Origin of the sequence: Nevskia sp. (genome assembly GCF_023266035.1) — a bacterium.
Classification (GTDB): domain Bacteria; phylum Pseudomonadota; class Gammaproteobacteria; order Nevskiales; family Nevskiaceae; genus Nevskia.
This window is the reverse complement of sequence record NZ_JAHFRY010000056.1, coordinates 1-22,403: the sequence shown is the minus strand read 5'-3', so window position 1 is coordinate 22,403 and position 22,403 is coordinate 1. Positions and strand designations below refer to the sequence as shown.

Sequence of the window (22,403 nt, the reverse complement as noted above, 5' to 3'; positions counted from 1 at the left end):
TCACCACCGAGCTCCGGGTTGACCGCGCCGAAGTCGACCACGTCGTAGCCATGCGCCGAGCCTGCGCGCGCGGTGTAGATCGGCGACGCGTAGTAATGGCTGATGCCGAGCTTCGCGTAGTAGTCGACGCAGGCGCTGGCGTCGTCGAAAGTGAAGGCCTTGTTGAATTGCAGGCGGACTGTCGAGCGCAGGACGTTCATGCCGGCACGCTGAACAGCAAGGTACTGGAACCGATCAGCAAGCCCTTCGCGGCATCGCTTTCGGCTTCGTCACTGCTCGCGTAGAGCAGTTTCGCGGACGGTGCGATCTCGAACTCCACCGGCGCTTCATCGAGATTCGCGTACAGCCGCAGCCAGGTATCGCCGCTCAACCAGGCCGTGCTGACTGCAGCGCGGCCGAGCACGGCGGATTCGCGCCGGCTGATGTCGGCGAGGCCGGGCATCACATGCTCGCGGCGCAAGGCCAGCAGGCTGCTGTAGAACGCGCGCCACAGCGGGGACTCGGCCGTCGGTTGCGGCACCGAGGCCGCGAAGCTCGTGGGCTCGTTCGGGTCCGGCAAGTTCGGGCTGTCGGCGCTATCGGCAAAAGCCTCGAACTTCGAGAACTCTTCGCGCCGGCCGACTCTCACCTGTTCGGCCAGTTGCGGGTGGTGATCGGTGAAGAACAGGAAGGGTTCGCGAGCACCGTCTTCCTCGCCCATGAACAGCAGCGGAATCTGCGGCGCCAGCAGCACCAGTGCAGCGGCAGCGCGGAAGGCATCGGCGCGACACAGGGTCAGCAGACGTTCGCCGAACGCGCGGTTGCCGATGTGATCGTGGTTCTGCAGGAACAGCACGAAGGCCGTCGAGCGCAGGGCCTTGCTCGGTTCGCCGCGCGCCCGGCCGCAATGCTCCGAATGCTCGCCCTGATAGACGAAGCCTTCGGCCAGGCAGCGTGCCAGCTTGTCGGCCGGCGCCACCGCGTAATCGGCGTAATAGCCTTCGTGCTCGCCGGTCAGCAGCACGTGCAGGCAGTGATGGCCGTCGTCGTTCCACTGCGCGTCGAAGCTCGGTGCGCTGCTCTCGAGCAGGCTGGCGCAGTTGTCTTCGTTCTCGACGATCAGATGGATGTGTCTGTCCGGCGCAACGCTGCCGCGCACCGCGCGAGCGAACTCGAACAGGTAATCGGGATCGTCGATCGCGTGAACGGCGTCGAGGCGCAGGCCGTCGAAGCGGTAGTCGTTGAGCCAGTGCTGGGCGTTCTCGATGAAGAAATCACGCACCTGCCGGCGACGGAAATCGATCGCCGTGCCCCAGCCGGTGCTGCGGTCGTCGCGGAAGAAATCGCTGGCGTAGAGGTGCAGGAAATTGCCGTCCGGCCCGAAGTGGTTGTAGACGACGTCGAGCAGCACCATCAGGCCGAGGCCGTGGGCGGTGTCGATCAATTCCTTCAGCTCGTCCGGCGTGCCGTAGGCGACCGCGGGTGCGAACGGCAGCACGCCGTCGTAACCCCAGTTGCGAGTGCCGGGAAACTGCGCGATCGGCATCAGCTCGATCGCGGTGACGCCGAGCGCAGCCAGCTCGGGCAGATTCGCGGTGACCCCCTTGTAGCCGCCGCAGACACCGACGTGCAGTTCGTAGATCACCGCTTCCGACCACGGCCGGCCCTGCCAGTCGGGATGACGCCACGGGTAAGCATCGTGGTCGACGACGATGCTCCAGCCGTGGGCATCGTCCTGCTGCTGGCGCGATGCCGGATCCGGAACATCGCTACCGTCGGCGAGCCTGAACTTGTAACGGGCACCGGCGGCGCAGGGCGCCTGCACTTCGTACCAGCCGGCACGGACTGGATTCATTGGCAGCGGTTCCTCGCCTTCGAGCAGCAAGGAAACCTCCGGGCAGTTCGGCGCCCACAGGCGGAAGAACGCCAGCCCCTCGCTCGTCAATTGCGGACCGAACGGGAAGCGCTGCACGGCAGGCGCGTTCATGCCGCCGGCTCCGCGGGAGCCTCGCCAGCCGGACCGCTCTCCCCATCACCGGTCTGGGCGCTGAGCAAGGACACACTGTGCGCACGCACCAGCAGCGCGTCTTCGGTGATCGCCCGGACTTCGGTGGTCGCTTCGGCGCTGTCGATCAGCAGATGCCAGCCGAGTGCCGGTGGCGGCAGCTTGAAGCTTTCGTCCTGGTTGCTGGAGTTGCAGAGCAGCAGCACCAGCATGGTGTTGTCCGGGCCGAGCTTGGCGCGACGCAGCGCCAGGGTGCGGCCTTCGGCATCGTCCCACTCGTCCGGCATCAGCGGGTCGCCAGCAGTGTTGAACCACTCGATGTCGCGGACGCCGGCGTCGGCAATTTCCTCGCCGGTGGGGAAGTCGAGGCTGTGCAGGATCGGCATGCCCTTGCGCAGTTCGAGCAGGCGCGAGGTGAAGGCGTACAGCGAGCTGCCGGCCGGCGTGTCGAGCAGCGACCAGTCCAGCCAGCTCAGTTCGTTGTCCTGGCAGAAGGCGTTGTTGTTGCCGTTCTGGGTGCGGCCGAACTCGTCGCCGCCGAGCAGCATCGGCGTGCCCTGCGAGAACACCAGGGTGGTCAGCTGCGAGCGCTTGACTCGCTCGCGCGTCTCGTTGATGCCTTCGTCATCGCTCGGGCCTTCGGTGCCCCAGTTGTTGCTCCAGTTGGAATCCGAACCATCGCGATTGTTCTCGGCGTTGGCGTCGTTGTGCTTGCCGTTGTAGGTGACGACATCGTGCAGGGTGAAGCCGTCATGCGCGGCGATGAAATTGACCGAGGCCCAGGGCTTGCGGCGGCGGTGATTGAAAGTCGCCGAGGAGCCGAGCAGGCGATCGGCCAGTTCCGGGCGCTGATGGGAATCGCCGCGCCAGTACTTGCGCACGCTGTCGCGGTACTTGTCGTTCCACTCGGCGAAGCCCGGCGGATGATGGCCGAGCTGATAGCCGCCAGGGCCGATGTCCCAGGGCTCGGCAATCAGCTTCACTTCGCTCAGCACCGGGTCCTGGCGGATGGCGTCGAAGAAGCCGCCGTTCGGATCGAAGCCGGTCGGCTCGCGGCCCAAGGTCGAGCAGAGATCGAAGCGGAAGCCGTCGATCTGGTAGGCGGTGGCCCACCAGCGCAGCGAATCCATGACCATCTGCAGCACCCGCGGATGCGGCAGGTTCATGGTGTTGCCGCAACCGCTGTCGCTGACGTAATAGCGTTCCTGGCCGGGAATCAGCCGGTAATAGCTGGCATTGTCGAGACCGCGGAACGACATCGTGGCGCCGCGCTCGTTGCCTTCGCAGCTGTGGTTGTAGACCACGTCGAGGATCACTTCGAGGCCGGCCGCGTGCAGCGCCTTCACGGCATCGCGGATCTCGTTCGGATCACCGGACGACAGATACGCCGGATGCGGCGCGAAGAAGCCCAGCGTGTTGTAGCCCCAGTAATTGCTCAGGCCCTTGTCTTCGAGAAACGGCTCGTTCAGGAAGAAGTGGATCGGCAGTAGTTCCACGGCAGTGACGCCAAGCTGCTTGAGGTGATCGATGAAGCGCGGATCGGCCAGTGCCGCGAAAGTGCCGCGCTGCTCGTCGGCAATGTCGTCACGGCGCATCGAGATGCCGCGCACATGCGCTTCATAGATCACCGTTTCCGACCACGGCACGTCCGGCTTCTTGACGCCCTGCCAGTCGTAATGATCGTTGGTGACCACGCACTTCGGCATCAGCGAAGCACTGTCGGCATCGTTGAAGCTGAGATCGGCACGGGCTGCGTTGAGCCGATAACCATAAAGCTCCGGACCATGCTTCAGGTCGCCGACGAGCTGTTTGGCATAGGGATCGACCAGCAGCTTGTTGACGTTGAAACGGTGGCCGGCCTTCGGCTCGTAGCGGCCTTCGGCGCGATAGCCATAGCGCAGGCCGGGCTTGGCATCGGGCAGATAAGCGCACCAGACTTCGTCGATGCAATCGGGCATCGGCAGGCGGGCGGTTTCGTTGCCGGCTTCGTCGAACAGGCACAGCAGCAGGCGATCGGCATTGGCCGAGAACACCGCGAAGTTGACGCCGTGCTGATCCGGCGTCGCACCGAGTGGATATGGCCGGCCACGCTGCAAGGGGTTTGCGCTGCTGCTCATACAGGAATCTCGAAAGAGGGTTGCAGGATCAGCACCGCCAGCGGCGGCAAGGTCAGATTCAACGAGGCCGGCTGGCCGTGGGCACCGATGGCATCGGCGACCACGCCGCCGCCATTGCCCTGATTGCTGCCGCCATAGATCTGGCCATCGCTGTTCAGGCACTCGCGCCAGTGGCCGAGCTGCGGCACGCCGACGCGATAGGCGTGCCGGGTCACCGGCGTGAAATTGGCGACCACCAGCACCGGCGCATCGCCGACCCGGCCGCGACGCAGGAACGCGAAGACGCTGTTGGCGCGGTCATCGCCGATGATCCATTCGAAGCCGAGGCCATCGCAGTCGAAGCTGTGCAGCGCCGGCAGCTCGCGATAGAGATGATTCAGATCGCGCACCAGGCTCTGCACGCCGCGATGGCCGGGATCGTCGAGCTGAGCCCAGTCCAGGGATGCGTCGTGATTCCACTCGCGCGGCTGGGCGATCTCGCAGCCCATGAACAGCAGCTTCTTGCCCGGATGGGTCCACATGAACGCGAAGTAGGCGCGCAGATTGGCCAGCTTCTGCGCGGCATCGCCCGGCATCTTGTCGAGCAGCGAGCCCTTGCCATGCACCACTTCATCGTGGGAGATCGGCAGCACGAAGCGTTCGGAGAACGCATAGACCAGACCGAAGGTCAGCCGGTCATGGCTGTAGCTGCGGTAGATCGGGTCGGTGCGAATGTAGTCCAGCGTGTCGTGCATCCAGCCCATGTTCCATTTGTGGCTGAAGCCCAGGCCATTCTCGTTCGCCGGCCGGGTGACGTTCGGCCAGGCAGTGGATTCCTCGGCGATCATCAGCACGTCCGGATGCCGCTCGCTGACCACGGTGTTGAGCGTCTTCAGGAACTCGATCGCTTCGTAGTTCTCGCGGCCGCCGTGGACATTCGGAATCCATTCGCCCTGCTTTCTGGAGTAGTCGCGATAGAGCATCGAAGCGACGGCATCGACCCGCAGGCCGTCGACATGGAAGCGCTCCAGCCATTCCAGCGCGCTGGCGATCAGGAAGCCGCGCACTTCGCGGCGGCCCATGTTGTAGATCAGCGTGTTCCAGTCCTGGTGCCAGCCTTCGAACGGATTGGCGTGCTCGTACAGCGCCGTGCCATCGAAGCGCGCCAGGCCGTGGCCATCGGTCGGGAAATGCGCCGGCACCCAGTCGAGAATCACGCCGATGCCGGCGGCATGGGCGCTGTCGACGAAGCGGCGGAAATCATCGGGCGAACCGTAACGCGCACTCGGCGCATACAGGCTCAGCGGCTGATAACCCCAGGAGCCGCCGAACGGGTACTCCATGATCGGCATCAGCTCGACATGGGTGAAGCCCATCGCCTGCACATACGGAATCAGCTTGTCGGCGAGTGCGGCCCAGTCGAGCGTCTGCTCGGCATCGTCGCTACCGTCGCGACGCAGCCAGGAACCGGCATGCACCTCGTAGATCGACAGCGGCGCATCCGGCCCGTGGTGGTTGGCACGCTCGGCCAGCCAGTCCTGATCGCGCCATTCGAAAGTGCTGACCGGCGCTACGCGGGACGCGGTAGCCGGCGGTGCTTCGGTGGCATGGGCGAGCGGATCGGCTTTCCAGGGCAGCGGGCCTTGGGCGCCGACGACGTGGTACTTGTACGCGGCACCGGCTGCGACCCGCGGGACGAACAACTCCCAGACGCCCGAAGCTCTGCGCAGACGCAGCGGATGGCGTCGCGCATCCCAGCTGTTGAAATCGCCGACCACCGAAACCGCCACCGCGTTCGGTGCCCAGACCGCGAAGCGCGCGCCGGGCACTTCATCGATGAGCACAGGCTGGGCGCCAAACTGCTGGCCCAGTTGCCAATGCCGGCCTTCGTTGAACAGATAGAGATCGACTTCGCCGAGCAGCAGCGGATAGGTGTAAGGATCTTCGGTGATCTGCTCGATGCCCTCGCCATCACCCGGCCAGATGATCCGCAGGCGATAAGGCTGCGCCGGGCTCAGGATGCCTTCGAACAAGCCGGATTCATCGGTACGCGATAGCTCTCCCAGTGTCTGATCACTTTCGCGGCTGAGCAGATGCACGGCGCGAGCGCCCGGCATGAACACGCGCACTCTTTGGCCGCGCTCGGCGGCATGCGCGCCGAGGATCGAGAACGGATCGCCGTGGCGGGCTTCGGCCAGTGCACGGATCGCGTCCTGATCGAGGCTGGGCTTGGCCACCAATTGAACGCTGGCCTGCACAGCTGTCGTCTCAGCAGAATCAGCCTCAGACGCCGCTTTCACAGCTTTCGAACGACTGGCGCGGGCTGTCGATTTCTTGGCGGCTTCCTTGCCCGCAACGGGCTTGTCGACGGTGTCTTCCGATGACGATTCAGACCTCGGCATGGACGGCCTCCTGGGTGGCAGGAATGGCAGGGGAGCGGACCAGTGCCAGCAGGCCTTCGATCGGCAGGCCAATCCAGGCCGGGCGCGATTCGGCTTCGTACTGCACCTCGTAGGCGGCCTTGCCGAGCAGGAAAAGATCGATCAATGGCTGGAAGCTCTGCTCGTCGTACCAGCTGCGCTCGGCAGCGGCTGCCACCTCGCGGTAAGCGTTGAGGAAGGCGGCCTGCGCCTGAGTGTGGAACTCGTGGGTCAGCTTCTGGCGCAGCTGCGAGCGTTCGCGCGGCATCGCGGCGCCGGCTTCCGGCTGGGCGGTGGCCGACGACAGTGCCGCGTAATGCAGCGAGCGCAGCAGACCGGCGACATCGCGCAGCGGGCTGGATTTGGCTCGCCGTGCGGCCAGCGAGCGGCCGGGTTCGCCTTCGAAGTCGATCAGGCAGACATCGCCGGCCACGACCAGGATCTGGCCCAGATGGAAATCGCCGTGGATGCGCGTGGTCAGCATCGCGCCTGCCAGGTGCTCGAAGCTGTCGAGCCTTGCGTACAGCGCTTCGCGAGCGGCCAGCAGTTCGCCGGCGGCGGCCTGGGTTTCGGCATCCGGCCATACACGGCGGCTGCCGAGCAGCGCCAGCGCCTGATCCAGTTCCTTGCGCACGTCGGCAACCCAGCCGGCGATGTCGGCCTTGGTGGCCGGCGCTGGCGCGAATGCCGGGTCGTCGCTGTCGGCGGCCAGCGCCACGTGCATTTCGGCGAGGCGGCGGCCGATCGCGGCGGCGGTCAGCGCATAGCCGGCAAAGGCATCGCGGATGTTGTCCTCGGAGACTTCGGTGAGGGTCAGCGGTTCGAAGCTGCGCTGCAGCCAGGACAGCGTCCAGGCCCAGGCATCGCCTTCGTTATGCACATAGCGTTCGACGATCGCCATCGTTCGCCGCACGCCATCGGCTTCATGCTTGACGATCTCGCCGAGCAGTTCCGGGATCGCCTTGAAGCCCTGCGTGGTCAGATGACGCGACATCTCGGTCTGCGGGTTCAGGCCCGGCCGGATGCGGCGGACGATCTTGATGACCGCGGTCTCTTCGATCAGCACCGAGCTGTTCGACTGCTCCGTAGCGATCCAGCGCACCGCCGGTGGCGATGACAGGGTGATTGCATCCAGCCCCGGCTCGCCGATGAAGCGCACTTCGCCGCCTTCGCGGGACAGCACGGTCTGCGAGCTGCGCAGCGCTTCGAGCAGCGCCACCGGCAGCAGTTCGAGCGAGAAGGCATCGGTGATCAAACCAATCTTGCGGCCGAAGCGGACCCGGGCCAGGGCCAGCTGCTGCGGCAGCGGGCGGCTGACTTCGTTGTCCCAGACCAGGGCCAGCGGAATCAGGTAGCGCGCTTCGGCGGCGGGATCGCCAACCTCGACTTCGGCCAGCACCAGGTTGCGATCGCCGCTGGTCAACAAGGTGGTGTCGGCCATGCGCACGGTGCCGATCGCCACGTCCTTCGACGCGAACCAGCGCCGCCGTGGCAGATAGACCGGCAGGATTTCCTGAGTCAGCGCCGTGCGGTGCTGGGGATCACGCAATTCCTCGATGCCACGGCGGACCACCATCGTGGTCAGCTCCGGCATCTGTTCCGGCGCCGGCTTGTACCAGCTCGGCATGTTGGCGGCGACAGACAATTGCAGCCAGTAGAAACCATAAGGCGGCAGGGTCAGCAGATAGGTCAGCTGGCCGATCGGCGGGAACACCGAGTTGCCGCCCATCTCCACCGGCACGCGGCCGGAGAACTCGGACAGATCCAGTTCCACCGCCTGCGGCGCACGCGACAGATTGGCGACGCAGAGCAGCGTCTCGCCTTCCCACTCGCGCAGATAGGCGAGCACCTTGCGGTTCGAGGGATGCAGGAAGCGGATCGTGCCGCGGCCGAAGGCCTTGTGCTGCTTGCGGGTGGCGAGCATGCGGCGCATCCAGTTCAGCAGGGAATGCGGATCGCGGCTCTGCGATTCGACGTTGACCGATTCGAAGCCGTACAGCGTGCCCATGATCGACGGCAGCACCAGCTGTTCCGGATCGGCGCGCGAGAAGCCGCCGTTGCGATCGGGCGACCACTGCATCGGTGTGCGCACGCCATCGCGATCGCCGAGATGGATGTTGTCGCCCATGCCGATCTCGTCGCCGTAATAGATCACCGGCGTGCCGGGCATGGTCAGCAGCAGCGAGTTGAGCAGTTCGATGCGGCGGCGATCACGCTCCAGCAGCGGCGCCAGACGGCGACGGATGCCGAGGTTCAGTCGGGCCCGCTTGTCGCTGGCGTAGGTCTGCCAGAGATAGTCGCGCTCGGCGTCGGTGACCATTTCCAGGGTCAGCTCGTCGTGGTTGCGCAGGAAGATCGCCCACTGGCAGTTGTCGGGAATCGCCGGCGTCTGTCGCATGATGTCGGTGATCGGGAAGCGGTCTTCCTGGGCGATCGCCATGTACATGCGCGGCATCAGCGGGAAGTGGAAGGCCATATGGCATTCGTCGCCCTGGCCGAAGTATTCCTGCACGTCTTCCGGCCACTGGTTGGCTTCGGCAAGCAGCAGGCGATTGCTGTACTTCTCGTCCAGCGCGGCGCGAATGGCTTTCAGCACCGCATGCGTTTCCGGCAGGTTTTCGCAGGAGGTGCCTTCGCGTTCGATCAGGTAGGGCACGGCATCGAGGCGCAGGCCATCGACACCGAGATCGAGCCAGTAGCGCATCACCGCGAAGATTTCCTTCAGCACCGCCGGATTGTTGAAGTTGAGATCCGGCTGATGGGCATAGAAGCGATGCCAGTAGAACGCTTCGGCAACCGGGTCCCAGGTCCAGTTCGAGGGCTCGGTATCGCAGAAGATCACGCGGGTGCCAAGATACTTTTCCTTGGTATCGGACCACACGTACCAATCGCGGTACTTGGAACCCTTCGGCGCATTGCGCGCCCGCTGGAACCAGGGATGCTGGTCCGAGGTGTGATTGATCACCAGCTCGGTGATCACTCGCAGGCCGCGGTCATGGGCAGCCTGGATGAAGCGCTTGGCGTCCTTCAGGTTGCCGTAGTCGGGATGCACGCCGCGGTAGTCGGCGATGTCGTAGCCATCATCGAGGCGCGGGCTGGGATAGAAAGGCAGCAGCCAGATGGTGTCCACACCCAACTCGACGATGTAGTCGAGCTTCGCTTCAAGGCCGGCGAAATCGCCGACGCCGTCGTTGTTGGCATCGAAGTAGGACTTGATGTGCAGCTGGTAGATGACTGCGTCCTTGTACCAGAGCGGATCATTGCTGAGCGCCGGTTGCCCGTCTGGTTGATGGGCGGGTTGATGCTGGAGCGGAGGTGCGTTGCCAAGTGCCATATCAGGCTCCCTGTTGATGGGTGTGGACCGGCCGCACGCGCCAGATGGCGTACGGTTTGGCCGGAGCTAGCCGCAGGGTCTGGGTCTTGCCACGCCAGACGAAGCGCGAACCATCGAGCAGATCTTCAGCGGCAAGCTCCGCGTCGTCGGGGAGCTTCCAGCGCCACAGCGGCACTTCGAAACTCGCCGTCTGCGGGTGATGCGGATCGAGATTGATGGCGATCAACAGGACGTTGTCGCGGTCTTCCGTCGCCTTCTCGAAATAGAGAATCTGGTCGTTCAGCGCGGTGTGGAATTCCAGACCGCGTTGCGAATGGAGTGCTGGGTTTTCACGGCGGATGCGGTTCAGCGCCGTGATTTCCTGAGTGATGTGGCCGGCTCGCTGCCAGTCCCAGGCTTTCAGCTGGTACTTCTCGGAATCGAGGTATTCCTCCTTGCCAGGAATCGCCCGCGCTTCGCACAGCTCGAAGCCGGAATAGACACCCCAGAGGCCGGAAAGCGTTGCCGCCAGTGCGGCGCGGATCAGATGGCCGGGGCGGCCGGAGTTCTGCAGGAACACCGGATTGATGTCCGGCGTGTTGACGAAGAAATGTGGGCGGAAGCAGTCACGCAGCGGTGGCGAGTTCAGCTCGCTCAGATATTCGGTCAGCTCGGCCTTGGTGTTGCGCCAGGTGAAGTAGGTGTAGGACTGCGAGAAACCGACCTTCGCCAGTTCCAGCATCGGCCCCGGCCGGGTGAAGGCTTCGGCGAGGAAGATCACTTCCGGATGCTGGCCGCGTACTTCGGCAATCAGCCATTCCCAGAACGGCAGCGGCTTGGTGTGCGGGTTGTCGACGCGGAAGATGTTGACGCCTTCACCGACCCAGAACAGCACCACGTCGCGCAGCGCCTGCCAGAGCCCTGGCTTCGCACCCGGCGCGTAGAAGTCGACGTTGACGATGTCCTCGTACTTCTTCGGCGGGTTCTCCGCGTATTTGATGGTGCCGTCGGCACGCCAGGCGAACCATTCCGGATGGTCCTTCAGCCAGGGATGATCCGGCGAGCACTGGATCGCGAAATCCAGCGCCAGTTCGAGGCCGTGCGCGGCAGCGGCATCACGCATCCGGCGGAAGTCCTCCAGCGTGCCGAGCTGCGGATGGATGGCGTCATGGCCGCCGTCCGGCGAACCGATCGCATACGGGCTGCCCGGATCATCCGGCGAAGGCGTCAGCGTGTTGTTGCGGCCCTTGCGGTTGGTCTTGCCGATCGGGTGGATCGGCGGCATGTAGAGCACGTCGAAACCCATGTCGCGGATGCGCGGCAATGCGGCGATCACGTCGTCGAAATTGCCGTGACGATTGGTGTCACCGCTCATCGAACGCGGGAAGATTTCGTACCAGGCGCCGAACGCCGCGGCGCTGCGCTCGGCATCGATCTCGGCACCCGGTTCCAGGCGCGTGGCGAACGGCTGGTCATCGGCAGCGGCCATCGCGGTGGCGGTATCGAGATCGAGCAGCAGCTCGATGCGATCACGCTCGTTGGCGGTTGCCAGTCGTTCGACCAGTTTGCGCAGCGGCTCGGCGAGCGGCTTCTTGGTGCGCTCGGCCGCCGCTTCAATCAAATGTCTGCCTTCGTCGATCTCCACGGTGACGCGCTGGCCAGCGCCGTGCTTCTTGCGCAGCTCGCTGCGGAAGCTCGCCCAGGCATCGCGCCAGGCTTCGACGGTGAATTCATGACGGCCCAGCGCCGGCAAGCTGAAGCGGCCGCGGTAGCGATCGTTGCCAAGCGGCTGCATCACCGAACGGTTCCATTTCGTGGCACCCACCGGGCGCCAGAGCAGATTCACGGCGAGCTGGTCGTGGCCGTCGGTGAAGACATCGGCTTCGACGACGACGCTGTCACCGACCACGCGCTTGGCCGGATAGCGGCCGCTGTCGATACTCGGTTCCAGATTGGCGATGACGATGCGCCGGGCCGCGAGCGCCGCGTCGACCTTGACCCTGGTCTGGGCGCGCCTTGCCAGCAGGCTCGCCTTGGCGGCTTTCTCGCCATTCGGGGCCTTCGGCTCCGCTGGCGTCTGCAGCGCTTCGGTAAGCAGCGAGGTCGGCCGCAGATGGCCTTCGGCGTCGAGCGCCGCGCGGCCGAAATCCATCGGCAGCATCACGCCATGACTGGAACTGGCGGCCAGCGCACGAACCTGGCAGCAGGCACATTCGAGCATCTCGTCACCGATCGCCTCGCTGCCGATCTGGTCGAGCGGACCATCGAGCAGCGCCAGCATGGTCACGGCCGGATCGTTGGATCGCAGGCCGGCGCGCAGCAGTGAAGCCGGTCGCCAGTCGATGAACTGAGCACGCTCGGCCAGATCGCCGATCAGCGCCTGCTGCAGCGCCTGCAAGCGAGCGGGTGCTGCCAGCCGGAAGCCGGCGACACCGGTGTCCAGCCAGATGCCGAGCTGCGCACGCCAGTGACGGGTGACGGCCGGCAACTGCGCCGGCGCGGCACTCAGTTCCAGCGTGGTGACAGGGGGCGCGGCGCGGCGCGGGTCGAGAGCGGCGGCGTCAACGCGCGGGGGCACGCGGAACCAGTCAGCGTGTTCAACGGCCACCGGGCTGCCGGCAGCGGCGCGATCGAGGGGCACATCGAGATACAGCGACAGTCCGTGCTGCTGCGCTTCCTGTACCAGCAGCGCCAGCATCTTGGTTGCCGGCTCGGCATCGGTGCCCTGCGCCGGCAGCAGCTGATCGGCCACGAACGGCGAAGACAGCAGCACCGCATCGCAACCGAGTGCAGCGCAGCGGTCGAACAGTACCGGCCACTCCCGAGCCGAGCCTGCCCTGAGGACGTCGAGGAAATACACCGAAGCCGGCGCAAGCGCCGCGCCGCGAGACGAGCGCTGGGTCCGCGACTTGGCGGGCAGCGTCCCGACTTCTGCGGCTGCGGTCGATTTTGGCGTCGCTTGGAGCATGTTTTCCCTGGATCGACTGAAGTGTGTCCAGGTAACAACAAGTGCCGTGCCCGGCCTGTCGCTAGCTTGTAGAAAGCGTTTTCGCGCGCGCTGATAAAAATTACAAGACGAAAGCGCGTGTCGGCGCAGCTCTTGCCGATGAGGGCTCGAAAAGATTGCCGGCCCAGTTCAGCGCGTCGCAGCGGCCTCTGAAAGCGCGGTGACGAAGCGCTGACGCCAATGCGCGAGATCTTCGTCGTACAGGCCTTGGAGCAGTGTCTGATGGCGCGCACGGCGCTCGGCCAACGGCATCTGCAAGGCGCGGTTGATGTTCTCGGCAACGCTGACCGGATCGTAGGGATTGACGATCAGCGCGGCGGACATCTGCTGCGCAGCGCCGGCGAAGCGCGACAGGATCAGCACGCCGGGATCTTGCGGATCCTGCGCCGCGACGTATTCCTTGGCGACCAGGTTCATGCCGTCGCGCAGCGGCGTCACCAGGCCGATGGCGCTGGCGCGGAACAGGCCGGCCAGTGCGCGTCGCGACACCGTGCGATTCATGTAGCGGATCGGCGTCCAGTCGACTTCGGCGTGGCGGCTGTTGATCCGCCCCGCCGCCTGTTCGAGCTGCTCGCGGATGTTGACGTACTCCGGCACTTCGCCCCGCGAGGTCGGCGCGATCTGCAGCAGCTCGACCCGGCCATGCGCCTCCGGATAGTTGTCGAGGAAATGCTCGAACGCGATGAAGCGATCCGGCAGGCCCTTGGTGTAGTCGAGCCGGTCGACGCCGATGATCTGTGCACGGCCGCGCAAGGCGGCGCGCACGCGTTCGGTCTGGCGGCGGCCATCCTCGGTATTGGTGAAGCTGGCGTACTCGCCGGTATCGATGCCGATCGGAAAATCCATGACCCGGACGTTACGGCCGAAGGCATGCAGCACGTCGCCGACCAGCGAGGAGCCTTCGACTTCGTTGAGCACGTAATCGACAAAACGGCCGCTGTCAGCCTCGGTCTGGAAGCCGACCAGATCGTAGGAGAACAGCGCGCGCACCAGCGAATGGTGGTGCGGCAAAGTCGCCAGCACCTCGCGCGACGGGAAGGGAATGTGCAGGAAGAAGCCGATCAACTGCTGCACGCCGAGTTCACGCAGCACCTGACCGAACGGCAGCAGGTGGTAGTCGTGCACCCAGAGCAGATCGTCCGACTTGAGCAGCGGCACCAGGGCATCGGCGAAGCGCCGATTGACGCGCAGATAGCCATCGTAGAAGCGGCGATCGTAGGCGGTCAGGTCCATCCGGTAATGGAACAGCGGCCACAGGCAGCGATTGGCGAAGCCGTTGTAGTACTCGTCGAATTCATCCTGGCTCAGGTCCAGGGTGGCGGTGGTGATGCCGCTGGAACGCTCGGTTCGCACCGCACCTTCGTCGGCGATCTTGCCGCTCCAGCCGAACCACAGGCCACCGGTTTCACGCAGCGTATCGACCAGCGCCACTGCCAGCCCACCGGCGCGCGATGCTGAACGCACAGGCCCCACTCGATTCGATACCGCGACCAGGCGCTGCTTGCGCGCCAGCGCTGTCTTCCTTGCCGTGCGGCGCGGCTCCGGCAGCAGTCCTGCAGCCAGCAGCGGCGTGACGATGTCCTCGCCTGCCGTTTCGGTGGGCTCGGCCGTGCCGGCATCGAGGCCGCGTTCCGGTGCTTCGTTTTCGGGCTCGGTGGGTGTATCGACGATGTCGGTCATGCGGATCAAATCATTCGTGCCTCTTGTGACGCCTGGAAAGGCCGATCCAGTCACTGAAGTCCGCCGAACGACAGGGCGAATCGCAGGCTGGATGCACACAAGGCCTCAGTTATCGTGCCTGCAGGCACCGCCGGCCGGCCTTGATCCCGTTGAAGCCGGCTGGAAGGACGTATGCAAGCTTGGAAATGGCGAGAATGGCTTTGCGCCGGACAAGAAAAAGCCCCGCAAGCGGGGCCTTTTCGGACTCACCGGGCTACTGCCGACGACTACTTCTTGTCGGAGCCGGTAAATTTTTCCTTGACGACTTCGACACCGGCCTTGACCTTGTCCTTGACGTCTTCGATCGTTTCCTTGATCTCGCCCTTCAGTCGATCCTTCTTGCCTTCGGCGTTCTGGACGTGACCCTTGGCTTCCAGCTCCTTGTCGCCGATCAGGCTGCCAACCTTGGCCTTGATGCTGCCGATCACTTCCTTGGTGTGACCCTTGGCCTTGTCGGCGGCGGCGCTGGAGGCGGCGTCATCAACAACATCCTTGGTGGCATTGGCGGTTTTGTTCATGCTCATCTGTAACTCCTTGAGTGTCTATTTCTCGAAATATGGAATTTCTTGAAATGTGGAATGAGGAAAAAAGTGCTGCTCTCTACTTCTTGAAGGTCTGCAATATCCGGTCAGATATCCAGACGTGGACGCCGGCCCCTGATCAGGGAAACAACGAATAGGACCAGGAAGACCAGAAAGAGGACCTTGGCAATGCTGGCTGCCGTGCCTGCAACGCCGCCAAAGCCGAGCACGCCGGCAATCAGCGCGATGACCAGAAATACGATTGCGTAATTCAACATGAATCCATCCTCCTTCAGTCTTCAGTCCAGCGTCGGTTGGTTAATAGTCATCGTGTGCATCGATCTGCATGCTTCAGCAGCTTCAGCCAACACTCAGCACGCAGCGTTCCTGCAACTGTTACAGCGCCCGATCAACGTTTGATGGGCGTGATCTTGGTGCCTTCGATGCTCAGCGAAGCCATCAGGCCCTGTTGATCGAAGATGAAGGCATAGGCATCCTTGCGAACGGTCGAGGTCGAGATGTTCTTGGCAGCGCCTTCGTTCACCACCACCACGGCCGGGCCAGTCCCGATTTCCCAGCCGGAGGATTTGTCGAGGTACTTGAGCGCGGCGTCACTCATCAGAAAGAGCGCATAGCCATAGGTCGTGGCACCAGCCTGCAGGCCCCATGACGCGGAGATCGAGTTGTAGTAGCCCGAAACGGTGCTGCCCTTGGTCAGCACGCCTTCGCCATAGGAACCGCCGAACACCAGGCCGGCCTTGACGATGTTCGGAAACACCAGCACTGCCTTGGCTTCCTTGGCAAGCTTCTCGGCCGTCGGGTTGGTCTTGTACAGCGCCTTGAGCGCGCGCTCGCCGTCCTGATTCAGTTCTTCGGCGGTGGCGGCAGCAACGGCCGTTCCGCCGACGAAGGCACCGGTGGCAAGCACCATCGCAGTGACGACGGGCAGCAGGATATTTTTCTGGATGTTCATGTCAGTTCTCGCGTGATGAAGGCATGGTGTGGAGTGCCCATGCGGGTGAAGCTCTTGAATGGGGAATGAGCAACTGCCATTCCCGAGGTCATGACGGCGATCACGGCGTTCCATCGGCTCCGGAATTACCGAGCGATGTGTTTATCCGTGTAGAAAATGCCGGCTATGTACGGGCAGGGCCTGCTTTCAGCCCGGGCACGGGGAATGCTCATTGCTGGCCATTGCCGTATCCCTCAGCGGATGCAGGCTGCGTCAATCTGGCCTGTACCCGGAGAACCAACATGCTGGTCTATCTGATGATTTCGCTGCTCGGTCTGCCGTTGGCCGTTGCCGTCGTCGATCGCGTGCGCCCTTGAGAATTCCTCTATGGCTGACGCTTGTCACCACCGCACCGGGAGCGTCTTGATCAAGCTGGAAGCCGATCTGCCCGAGCTGCCCAATCAGCCGCCAGCGCTGACGGCGCAGCACGCGCTGTTTCTCGATTTCGACGGCACCTTGGTAGCGCTGGCCGATCATCCGGATCGGATCATCGTGCCGGCACTGTTGCGGCAAACCCTGGCGGTGCTGGAGCAGCGGCTGAATGGCGCGCTGGCCATCGTCACCGGGCGCAGTCTGGAATCGCTGGATCACTTTCTCGCGCCGCTGAAGATGCGCGCGGCCGGCATCCACGGCGCGGAGCTTCGTCACGATCCGCTGCAGCCGCCCGCGGACGTGGCGACACTCGGTGACCTTGCGGCGCGTCTTCAAGCGCGCTTTGCCGGTGACGCCCAGGTCTGGATCGAAGACAAGCGGGCGGCGGTCGCCGTGCATTACCGGCAGGCGCCGGAGCGGCAAGACGAGCTGTTTGCAATGGTGAACGAAGTCGTCAATGCCGGAGATCAGAGTCTGGAAATCATCAGCGGCAAATGCGTGTTCGAGGCTCGCCATCATGGTGTCGGCAAGGACGCTGCGGTGCGCGCATTGATGTCCAGTCCGCCGTTCCGGGGCCGCATCCCGGTGTTCGTCGGCGATGACCGCACCGATGAAGATGGCATCCGCGAAGTACAGGCTCAGGGCGGGTTCGGCATCAAGGTCGGCACCGGCGCCAGCCAGGCGCAATGGCGATTGGCGACACCGGTTTCCGTGCTGGTCTGGCTGCGCGGACAGCTGATCGTCAGCGGGCTTATCGCTTGAAGTAGCGGCGATTCAGCAGCTCTTCCAGCTTGCCGCGCTTGCCTTCCAGCTGCGTCTTGGTCTTTTCCAGAAAGCTTTTCAACCCGGACTCAGGTTCGCGCTCGATCATCACGCCGACCAGATGGCGTTGCTCGTCGAGCGCGTTGTAGAACATCAGCACCAACTCGCGCTCGAACTCGTGCCCGGTATTGCCAACCAGTGGCGCGAAATCCTTGGCCATGTCGACACCGATTGCCTTGCGCGTGTCGACCAGTATTTCCGGCATCGTCACCGCATCGAGGCGTAGCGCCGGATTCTTCGCGGCAAGCTGTTCCATTGATGCTGCCAACTGCTTGTAATACTCCATCATGCCGGTGGTGGTCTGATCGAGTTCCTTGCCCTTGTCCTTGAACATCAGGATCCACTTCATCTTCGGAATGCCATCGGCCTGCTGATACAGCAGGCTGTAGCCGACATTCAGCTCGGTGCGGACCTTGCCGGAGTCGGTGGCCGTCGGCTTGGGCTCCACCGATTTGCCGCAGCCGAGCAGCAAGGCGGTGACGATCAGGGCGGTGATCGCGAGGGGGGAAGTCCGCCGCACAACGACATTCGATGTCTGGATGTTCATGAGTGCGGCCGCTTCTGCCTGGGGAGGCGCTCAAGCTGCAAGCGCAGTGCCCAACGCCGATTGCGATCAGCCGATGCTTGACAGCATTGAGCGCTCGCTTGATTATGGACCGATCAGTCCAGAACAAGAATTCGATTCCAAGATGGCTCGTCCCAGAGAGTTCGATGAACAGCAGGTGGTCCAGCGTGCGCTCGATCTGTTCTGGCACAAGGGCTACAACGCGGCATCGCTGAACGAGCTGCTGGCGGCGACGGAATTGAGCAAGAGCAGCTTCTACGAAAGCTTCGGCAACAAGCGCGAGCTGGTCGTCGAAGCGCTGCGCTGTTACGGACGCGCATTGATGGAAGGGCCGATCGGCGCGCTTGCCAAGCCTGATGCTGGCCGGGCGGAAATCGAAAGAACGCTGAAAGCGGTGGCCGCTGTCGCTCTGACCCAGGAGGGACAGCGCGGCTGCTTCGTCAACAACTGCATGACCGAAATCGCGCCGCATGATCCCGTCGTGCTCGCGGCTGCGCAGGCTGTGGTGCAGCAGTTGGAGAACGCGCTGGCCGCCGCCGTGAAGCGTGGCCAGGACGACGGAACCATCAGCCGCGCCGAACGCCCGCGGGCGCTGGCGCGCTTTCTGGTCAACACCTTGTCAGGGATCAACCTGGCGGCGAAATCGAAACCCACAAAAGCCGCGCTCGACGACATCGTGCGCGTGGCCTTGCGAACGCTGGACTAAAACAAGACGTAGTGCGAACCAGGGAGCGCGTCCCATGAACCTGTTGAAATCGTTGTTCATCACCGGTTATCTGATGGCGGGTGTCGCCGGCTTGATCGCGGCGCTGCTGGCCCTGGCGGATAGCAGGCTGCATTCGCCTTGGCTCGGTACGGCGATCGCCTGCGCCGGGCCGACGCTGTTCTTCTCCCAGATCATGCTCAAGCCGCGGGCGCGGACTTCGCGCAACCTGAATCTGCTCATTGCCGCCGGTGTCGTCGGCGCGGGGATCAGCGTGGCGCTGGCCGGGTCGCTCGCGGCCACGCCGGTGCTGATCTCGTTGGCGGTCGGCGTCGCCGGTTCGCTGGTCTACGTGTTCTGGTACTCGCGTTTCGGCGCGGCCGGCAATGCCGCGCTCAGCGGAGGCGCGCAACTGCCGGACTTCGAGCTGGTCGAGCAAGGTCGCCGCTTCCGTACCGCGGAGCTGGTTGCCAAGCCGGCGCTGTGGATCTTCTATCGCGGCAACTGGTGCCCGCTGTGCGTGGCGCAGATCCAGGAGATCGCCGCGCAGTATCGGGAACTGGCGCGCCGCGGCGTCGAGGTTTATCTGGTCAGCCCGCAGCCGGAAGCGAACAGCCAGGCCTTGTCGAAGAAGATGGACGCGCCGATGCGCTTCATGACCGATGCCGATAACCGCGCCGCTGAAACACTTGGCATCAAGGTTGTCGATGGTCTGCCGGCCGGCTTCCAGGCGCTGGGCTATGGCTCCGATGTGCCGAGGCCCACGGTGTTCATCACCGAGCCGGGTGGCCGCCTGATCTTCTGCGACCTCACCGACAACTATCGCGTCCGGCCGGAACCCGCCACGTTCTTTTCGGTGCTCGATCGTCACGCGATCGTCTGAAACGGTACCGCCGTTGCGACGGCGGCTTGATCTCTTGAATGGCCCCTCGTTGGAGTTGAACAATGATCGACCTCTACACCTCGGCGACGCCGAATGGCTGGAAAGCTTCCATCACGCTTGAAGAGCTGGGCGTGCCGTACACGCTGCATGCGCTGTCGCTGTCCAAGGGCGACCAGAAGACGGCAGATTTTCTGAAGATCAATCCGAACGGCCGCATTCCGGCGATCGTCGATCGCGATGAAGGCGATTTCGCGGTGTTCGAATCCGGCGCGCTGATGATCTATCTCGCCGAGAAGTACGGCCGCCTGCTGCCGAGCGATCGCCGTGGCCGATCCGAAGTGATCCAGTGGCTGATGTTCCAGATGGGCGGGCTCGGCCCGATGCAGGGGCAGGCCAACGTCTTCTTCCGCTATGCGCCGGAAAAGATTCCTTACGCGATCGAGCGCTACCAGACCGAAACCAAGCGTCTGTACAAGGTGCTCGATACCCGGCTCGCCGACCGCGAATTCCTCTGCGGCGACTATTCGATCGCCGACATCGCCAACTGGAGCTGGGCATCGATCCACTTCTGGGCTGGCGTCAACATTGCCGATCTGCCGAACCTGCAGCGCTGGATCGAAACCATCCGTGCCCGCCCGGCCGTGCAGCGTGGCATCGTCATTCCCGAGCCGATCAGCTTCGGCTTGTCCGAAGAAGAGCTGACGAAGATGGCGCAGTCGATGCTGGTCACCGGCGCGAAGTCAGCTTGAGGCCAGACAAGGGCTAGTCCGACGTTTCGAGCCGGTAGTAGTCGCGCAGCAAGCCATACAGCGCCGGATGCAGCAGCCGCAGTTCGGTGCCGCGCTGAAAATAGGCTTCGGTCGCCACCGCGAAGAACTCGGTCGGGCCTTCGAGGCCGTAGTCGTCGATCACCTGTGATGAGCGCTGTTCCAGCGCCTTGTATTCGGCGCTCATCACTTTCGACCAGCGGCCGTAATCCGCCAGCAGCGGCGCGCCTTCGGTATCCGGGTTCTCGGCGTCGAGCTGATGGGCGAACTCGTGGACCAGCACATTGACGGCATCGCCTGCGAGCGCGGCTTCGACATCTTCCCAGCTGAGCACCACGCGCTCGCCGTTCCAGGATTCGCCGAGGCGCAGCTCCGGCTCATCGCTGACCAGGCCGATCGCATCGGGTTCGTGATGGCGCACCCAGAACGCAGTCGGATAGACCAGCACCGTACGCAGGCCGCGGAATACGTAGGCATCGGGCCTGAGCAGCATCAGGCAAGCGTAGCCGGCGATCAGCACCCGCACTTCTTCGGTGACGACGAAATCGTTGCAGCCCTTGATGCGGATGTCGGCCAGGAATTCCATCACCCGCCGTTCGTGCATGCGCCTTTGCTCTGGGCTCAGGCGGCCGAGCAGTTTCAGACGGCGGCTCAGTAGCTCGCGCCACGGTGCCGGGAACGGCGCCAGCTCGCGACTGCGCCGCGCCTGCCGCTTGCGCCAGTAATTGACGCACAGCACGGCCGCGAACACGGCCATGCCGAAGCCGATATAGCCCTCGGTCCAGTTCATTGCCGCCCGGTGCCTTTGCTCATCACCGGGACATGGGTGCAGCACTGCCGACAATCAAGCGGCAGCGAGTTGCTCCGCTACTGGAAGCGGATCACCAGAAGCCGGTCGGCTTGTTCGGATCTTCGTCGTCGGGCTTGTCGTCCTTCGGCTTCGCAAGACGCCGCGCCTTGTAGTGCGACACCGCACGCAGGGTCGCGAACGGGCCGACGATCAGTACAACGACCAGCGCCAGGACCCAGATGACGGTGAAGTTCATGCGTTGAAGATCATGTAAGAGCGAGGTGCACGCTCAGCCGCCACAGCCTCGCTCGTTGCGTGCAGACGCAACGAGCGAGGCGCGACCGCCGGAATTGAAATGCCTCAGCTCTGGCTCTGTACGCAGGCCCCGTAGACCCTGAGTTCGGTCAGCGCGCGCGCCACCGACCCGAAGCTAATGCGGACAGCGTCGAAGTCCTGCGTTGCCACGCCGCCGAGAACGAAAAAGTCCATCTTGTTCAGGAGGCCGAACAGGTCGAGCTTCAACAAGCCGTTGACCGTGAACTCCTGCCGGTCGACGCCGTTGAGGCTGGTCGTGACTTTTGCCCCGCGCAGCAGGTCAAGGCTGAGCAGCTTGTCGATATCGCGCACGGCGAAACCGACGCGCCGCGGCGACAGCGGGCCCGCCACGTAACGGGTGCTGGTATCCGTTACCGAAAGGGACACGGCGGACAACACGCCCACCGTGGTCCGCAAGGTTGCAAAGCTGGTGCGGTTCCGATCGATGACATTGGCCGCACCGTCTATGCCGCACAGGAGGCAGATGCCGCTGATCTTGGTGCTGAGGACGGCGTTCGGAAGCACGATCGGCTCAAAAGCGCCGCCGAAGTTGCAATCGGGTTTCGGATCAAAAAGCGCAGCCTGGGCGCTCATCGCCCCGAACAGGCCTGCCAGGCCAAAAACGACGGTGACAGTGGAATACAAGCGTTTGCGAATGTTCATTGTTGCCCCCTGAGCATGGATGGAGAAAAGCCATGGCCCGCCGAATGCCCGCGCGCCATCGGGTTCGCCAGCATGTTTGCCGTGCGAACGTCCGGAGTTTCTACCTGCGCCGTGTTCAGGTCCAGCGGTCTATTCATACGTGCACAGTTGTCCAATTTCCGGGCGATCGGAAGTGGAATTCAGACTTGATTTGCGGACAGCAGACGCGGTTTTCGTCTCGGTCCATCCGTTGTCTGCGCCGATCAGGCGCGTTCGAGATGGGCGTACGACAGCATCAGCCATTTGGTGCCGGCATCGCGGAACTTGATTTCGATGCGGGTGCGATCGCCATCGCCATCGAAGCTCAGGATGGTGCCTTCGCCGAATTTCGCGTGGCGTACGCGATCACCGAGCCGGAAGCCGCCCGGGCCTTCGCCGGTGGTCGCCGCCGTCATCTTGGTCCGTGAAGGCG

Annotated in this window: 20 protein-coding genes; 5 read left to right on the top strand and 15 right to left on the bottom strand. The window is 63.9% G+C overall.

Features of this window, described 5'->3' with window-relative positions:
- The 10 genes from Q0D45_RS10510 to Q0D45_RS10465 all read right to left on the bottom strand — a co-directional run.
- On the bottom strand, window positions 1-200 hold a 200-nt coding region (locus Q0D45_RS10510), incomplete at its 3' end, for an alpha-amylase family glycosyl hydrolase (RefSeq protein ID WP_293392325.1).
- Entirely contained in the window at window positions 197-1,966 is a 1,770-nt protein-coding gene (treZ, locus tag Q0D45_RS10505) for a malto-oligosyltrehalose trehalohydrolase (protein WP_293392322.1), read from the bottom strand. The genes Q0D45_RS10510 and treZ, both read right to left, overlap by 4 nt.
- Entirely contained in the window at window positions 1,963-4,101 is a 2,139-nt protein-coding gene (gene glgX, locus Q0D45_RS10500) for a glycogen debranching protein GlgX (protein WP_293392319.1), read from the bottom strand. The genes treZ and glgX overlap by 4 nt, the downstream gene beginning before the upstream one ends.
- On the bottom strand, window positions 4,098-6,317 hold the full coding sequence (gene glgB, locus Q0D45_RS10495) for a 1,4-alpha-glucan branching protein GlgB (protein WP_293392316.1): 2,220 nt from the start codon (window positions 6,315-6,317) through the stop codon (window positions 4,098-4,100). Before glgB ends, glgX begins: the two co-directional genes overlap by 4 nt.
- Before the next feature lie 151 nt (window positions 6,318-6,468).
- A complete protein-coding gene (gene treS, locus Q0D45_RS10490) occupies window positions 6,469-9,834 on the bottom strand; it encodes a maltose alpha-D-glucosyltransferase (RefSeq protein ID WP_293392313.1) in 3,366 nt (1,121 codons plus the stop codon).
- Window position 9,835: 1 nt separating this feature from the next.
- Window positions 9,836-12,781, bottom strand: a complete 2,946-nt coding sequence (locus Q0D45_RS10485) for an alpha-1,4-glucan--maltose-1-phosphate maltosyltransferase (RefSeq protein ID WP_293392311.1) — start codon at window positions 12,779-12,781, stop codon at window positions 9,836-9,838.
- Window positions 12,782-12,949: 168 nt separating this feature from the next.
- Entirely contained in the window at window positions 12,950-14,500 is a 1,551-nt protein-coding gene (gene otsA, locus Q0D45_RS10480; RefSeq protein WP_293392308.1) for an alpha,alpha-trehalose-phosphate synthase (UDP-forming), read from the bottom strand.
- A gap of 266 nt (window positions 14,501-14,766) precedes the next feature.
- Window positions 14,767-14,967, bottom strand: coding sequence for a CsbD family protein (locus Q0D45_RS10475; protein ID WP_366946412.1), 201 nt, complete (start codon window positions 14,965-14,967; stop codon window positions 14,767-14,769).
- Between the two features lie 200 nt (window positions 14,968-15,167).
- Window positions 15,168-15,338, bottom strand: a complete 171-nt coding sequence (locus Q0D45_RS10470; protein ID WP_293392302.1) for a DUF1328 domain-containing protein — start codon at window positions 15,336-15,338, stop codon at window positions 15,168-15,170.
- 131 nt (window positions 15,339-15,469) lie between these two features.
- Entirely contained in the window at window positions 15,470-15,991 is a 522-nt protein-coding gene (locus Q0D45_RS10465) for a lipid-binding SYLF domain-containing protein (RefSeq protein ID WP_366946411.1), read from the bottom strand.
- A gap of 107 nt (window positions 15,992-16,098) precedes the next feature.
- On the opposite strand from Q0D45_RS10465, the gene Q0D45_RS10460 reads away from it, so the two are divergent.
- Complete coding sequence (locus Q0D45_RS10460; RefSeq protein WP_293392298.1) at window positions 16,099-16,389, top strand: hypothetical protein; 291 nt, start codon at window positions 16,099-16,101, stop codon at window positions 16,387-16,389.
- Between the two features lie 46 nt (window positions 16,390-16,435).
- The gene (otsB, locus tag Q0D45_RS10455) at window positions 16,436-17,206 is read left to right on the top strand and encodes a trehalose-phosphatase (RefSeq protein WP_293392296.1); all 771 of its coding nucleotides are present in this window, start codon (window positions 16,436-16,438) and stop codon (window positions 17,204-17,206) included.
- Here otsB and Q0D45_RS10450 read toward each other — a convergent pair.
- Window positions 17,196-17,813 (bottom strand): hypothetical protein, encoded by a 618-nt coding sequence (locus tag Q0D45_RS10450; protein WP_293392294.1) that lies wholly within the window; start codon window positions 17,811-17,813, stop codon window positions 17,196-17,198. The genes otsB and Q0D45_RS10450 overlap by 11 nt on opposite strands.
- Before the next feature lie 46 nt (window positions 17,814-17,859).
- Here Q0D45_RS10450 and Q0D45_RS10445 point away from each other — a divergent pair, with 46 nt between their 5' ends.
- The 3 genes from Q0D45_RS10445 to Q0D45_RS10435 all read left to right on the top strand — a co-directional run bounded on the left by Q0D45_RS10445 (window position 17,860) and on the right by Q0D45_RS10435 (window position 20,166).
- Window positions 17,860-18,537 (top strand): TetR/AcrR family transcriptional regulator, encoded by a 678-nt coding sequence (locus tag Q0D45_RS10445; protein ID WP_293392291.1) that lies wholly within the window; start codon window positions 17,860-17,862, stop codon window positions 18,535-18,537.
- 34 nt (window positions 18,538-18,571) lie between these two features.
- A complete protein-coding gene (locus tag Q0D45_RS10440) occupies window positions 18,572-19,417 on the top strand; it encodes a redoxin domain-containing protein (RefSeq protein WP_293392288.1) in 846 nt (281 codons plus the stop codon).
- Between the two features lie 62 nt (window positions 19,418-19,479).
- Window positions 19,480-20,166, top strand: coding sequence for a glutathione S-transferase N-terminal domain-containing protein (locus Q0D45_RS10435; protein WP_293392284.1), 687 nt, complete (start codon window positions 19,480-19,482; stop codon window positions 20,164-20,166).
- Window positions 20,167-20,179: 13 nt separating this feature from the next.
- Here the strand turns inward: Q0D45_RS10435 and Q0D45_RS10430 are convergent, their stop codons facing one another.
- The 4 genes from Q0D45_RS10430 to Q0D45_RS10415 all read right to left on the bottom strand — a co-directional run.
- Window positions 20,180-20,974, bottom strand: a complete 795-nt coding sequence (locus Q0D45_RS10430) for a M90 family metallopeptidase (protein WP_293392281.1) — start codon at window positions 20,972-20,974, stop codon at window positions 20,180-20,182.
- Window positions 20,975-21,065: 91 nt separating this feature from the next.
- Window positions 21,066-21,230 carry a hypothetical protein gene (locus Q0D45_RS10425; protein ID WP_293392279.1) on the bottom strand — a complete coding sequence of 55 codons (165 nt, stop codon included), beginning with the start codon at window positions 21,228-21,230 and terminating at the stop codon, window positions 21,066-21,068.
- 104 nt (window positions 21,231-21,334) lie between these two features.
- Entirely contained in the window at window positions 21,335-21,952 is a 618-nt protein-coding gene (locus Q0D45_RS10420) for a hypothetical protein (protein WP_293392276.1), read from the bottom strand.
- Window positions 21,953-22,194: 242 nt separating this feature from the next.
- Window positions 22,195-22,403, bottom strand: a 209-nt coding sequence (locus Q0D45_RS10415) for a hypothetical protein (RefSeq protein WP_293392273.1), incomplete at its 5' end; no start/stop codon positions are given.

Bases quoted from the DNA above. Each gene is read 5' to 3' on its own strand.
- Q0D45_RS10435 (WP_293392284.1), top strand. From the start codon at position 19,480: ATGATCGACCTCTACACCTCGGCGACGCCGAATGGCTGGAAAGCTTCC.
- treS (WP_293392313.1), bottom strand. From the start codon at position 9,834: ATGGCACTTGGCAACGCACCTCCGCTCCAGCATCAACCCGCCCATCAA.
- Q0D45_RS10440 (WP_293392288.1), top strand. From the start codon at position 18,572: ATGAACCTGTTGAAATCGTTGTTCATCACCGGTTATCTGATGGCGGGT.
- Q0D45_RS10425 (WP_293392279.1), bottom strand. From the start codon at position 21,230: ATGAACTTCACCGTCATCTGGGTCCTGGCGCTGGTCGTTGTACTGATC.
- glgX (WP_293392319.1), bottom strand. From the start codon at position 4,101: ATGAGCAGCAGCGCAAACCCCTTGCAGCGTGGCCGGCCATATCCACTC.
- treZ (WP_293392322.1), bottom strand. From the start codon at position 1,966: ATGAACGCGCCTGCCGTGCAGCGCTTCCCGTTCGGTCCGCAATTGACG.
- Q0D45_RS10430 (WP_293392281.1), bottom strand. From the start codon at position 20,974: ATGAACTGGACCGAGGGCTATATCGGCTTCGGCATGGCCGTGTTCGCG.
- Q0D45_RS10485 (WP_293392311.1), bottom strand. From the start codon at position 12,781: ATGCTCCAAGCGACGCCAAAATCGACCGCAGCCGCAGAAGTCGGGACG.
- Q0D45_RS10420 (WP_293392276.1), bottom strand. From the start codon at position 21,952: ATGAACATTCGCAAACGCTTGTATTCCACTGTCACCGTCGTTTTTGGC.
- otsA (WP_293392308.1), bottom strand. From the start codon at position 14,500: ATGACCGACATCGTCGATACACCCACCGAGCCCGAAAACGAAGCACCG.
- Q0D45_RS10450 (WP_293392294.1), bottom strand. From the start codon at position 17,813: ATGAACATCCAGACATCGAATGTCGTTGTGCGGCGGACTTCCCCCCTC.
- Q0D45_RS10465 (WP_366946411.1), bottom strand. From the start codon at position 15,991: ATGGTGCTTGCCACCGGTGCCTTCGTCGGCGGAACGGCCGTTGCTGCC.
- Q0D45_RS10470 (WP_293392302.1), bottom strand. From the start codon at position 15,338: ATGTTGAATTACGCAATCGTATTTCTGGTCATCGCGCTGATTGCCGGC.
- Q0D45_RS10460 (WP_293392298.1), top strand. From the start codon at position 16,099: ATGAGCAACTGCCATTCCCGAGGTCATGACGGCGATCACGGCGTTCCA.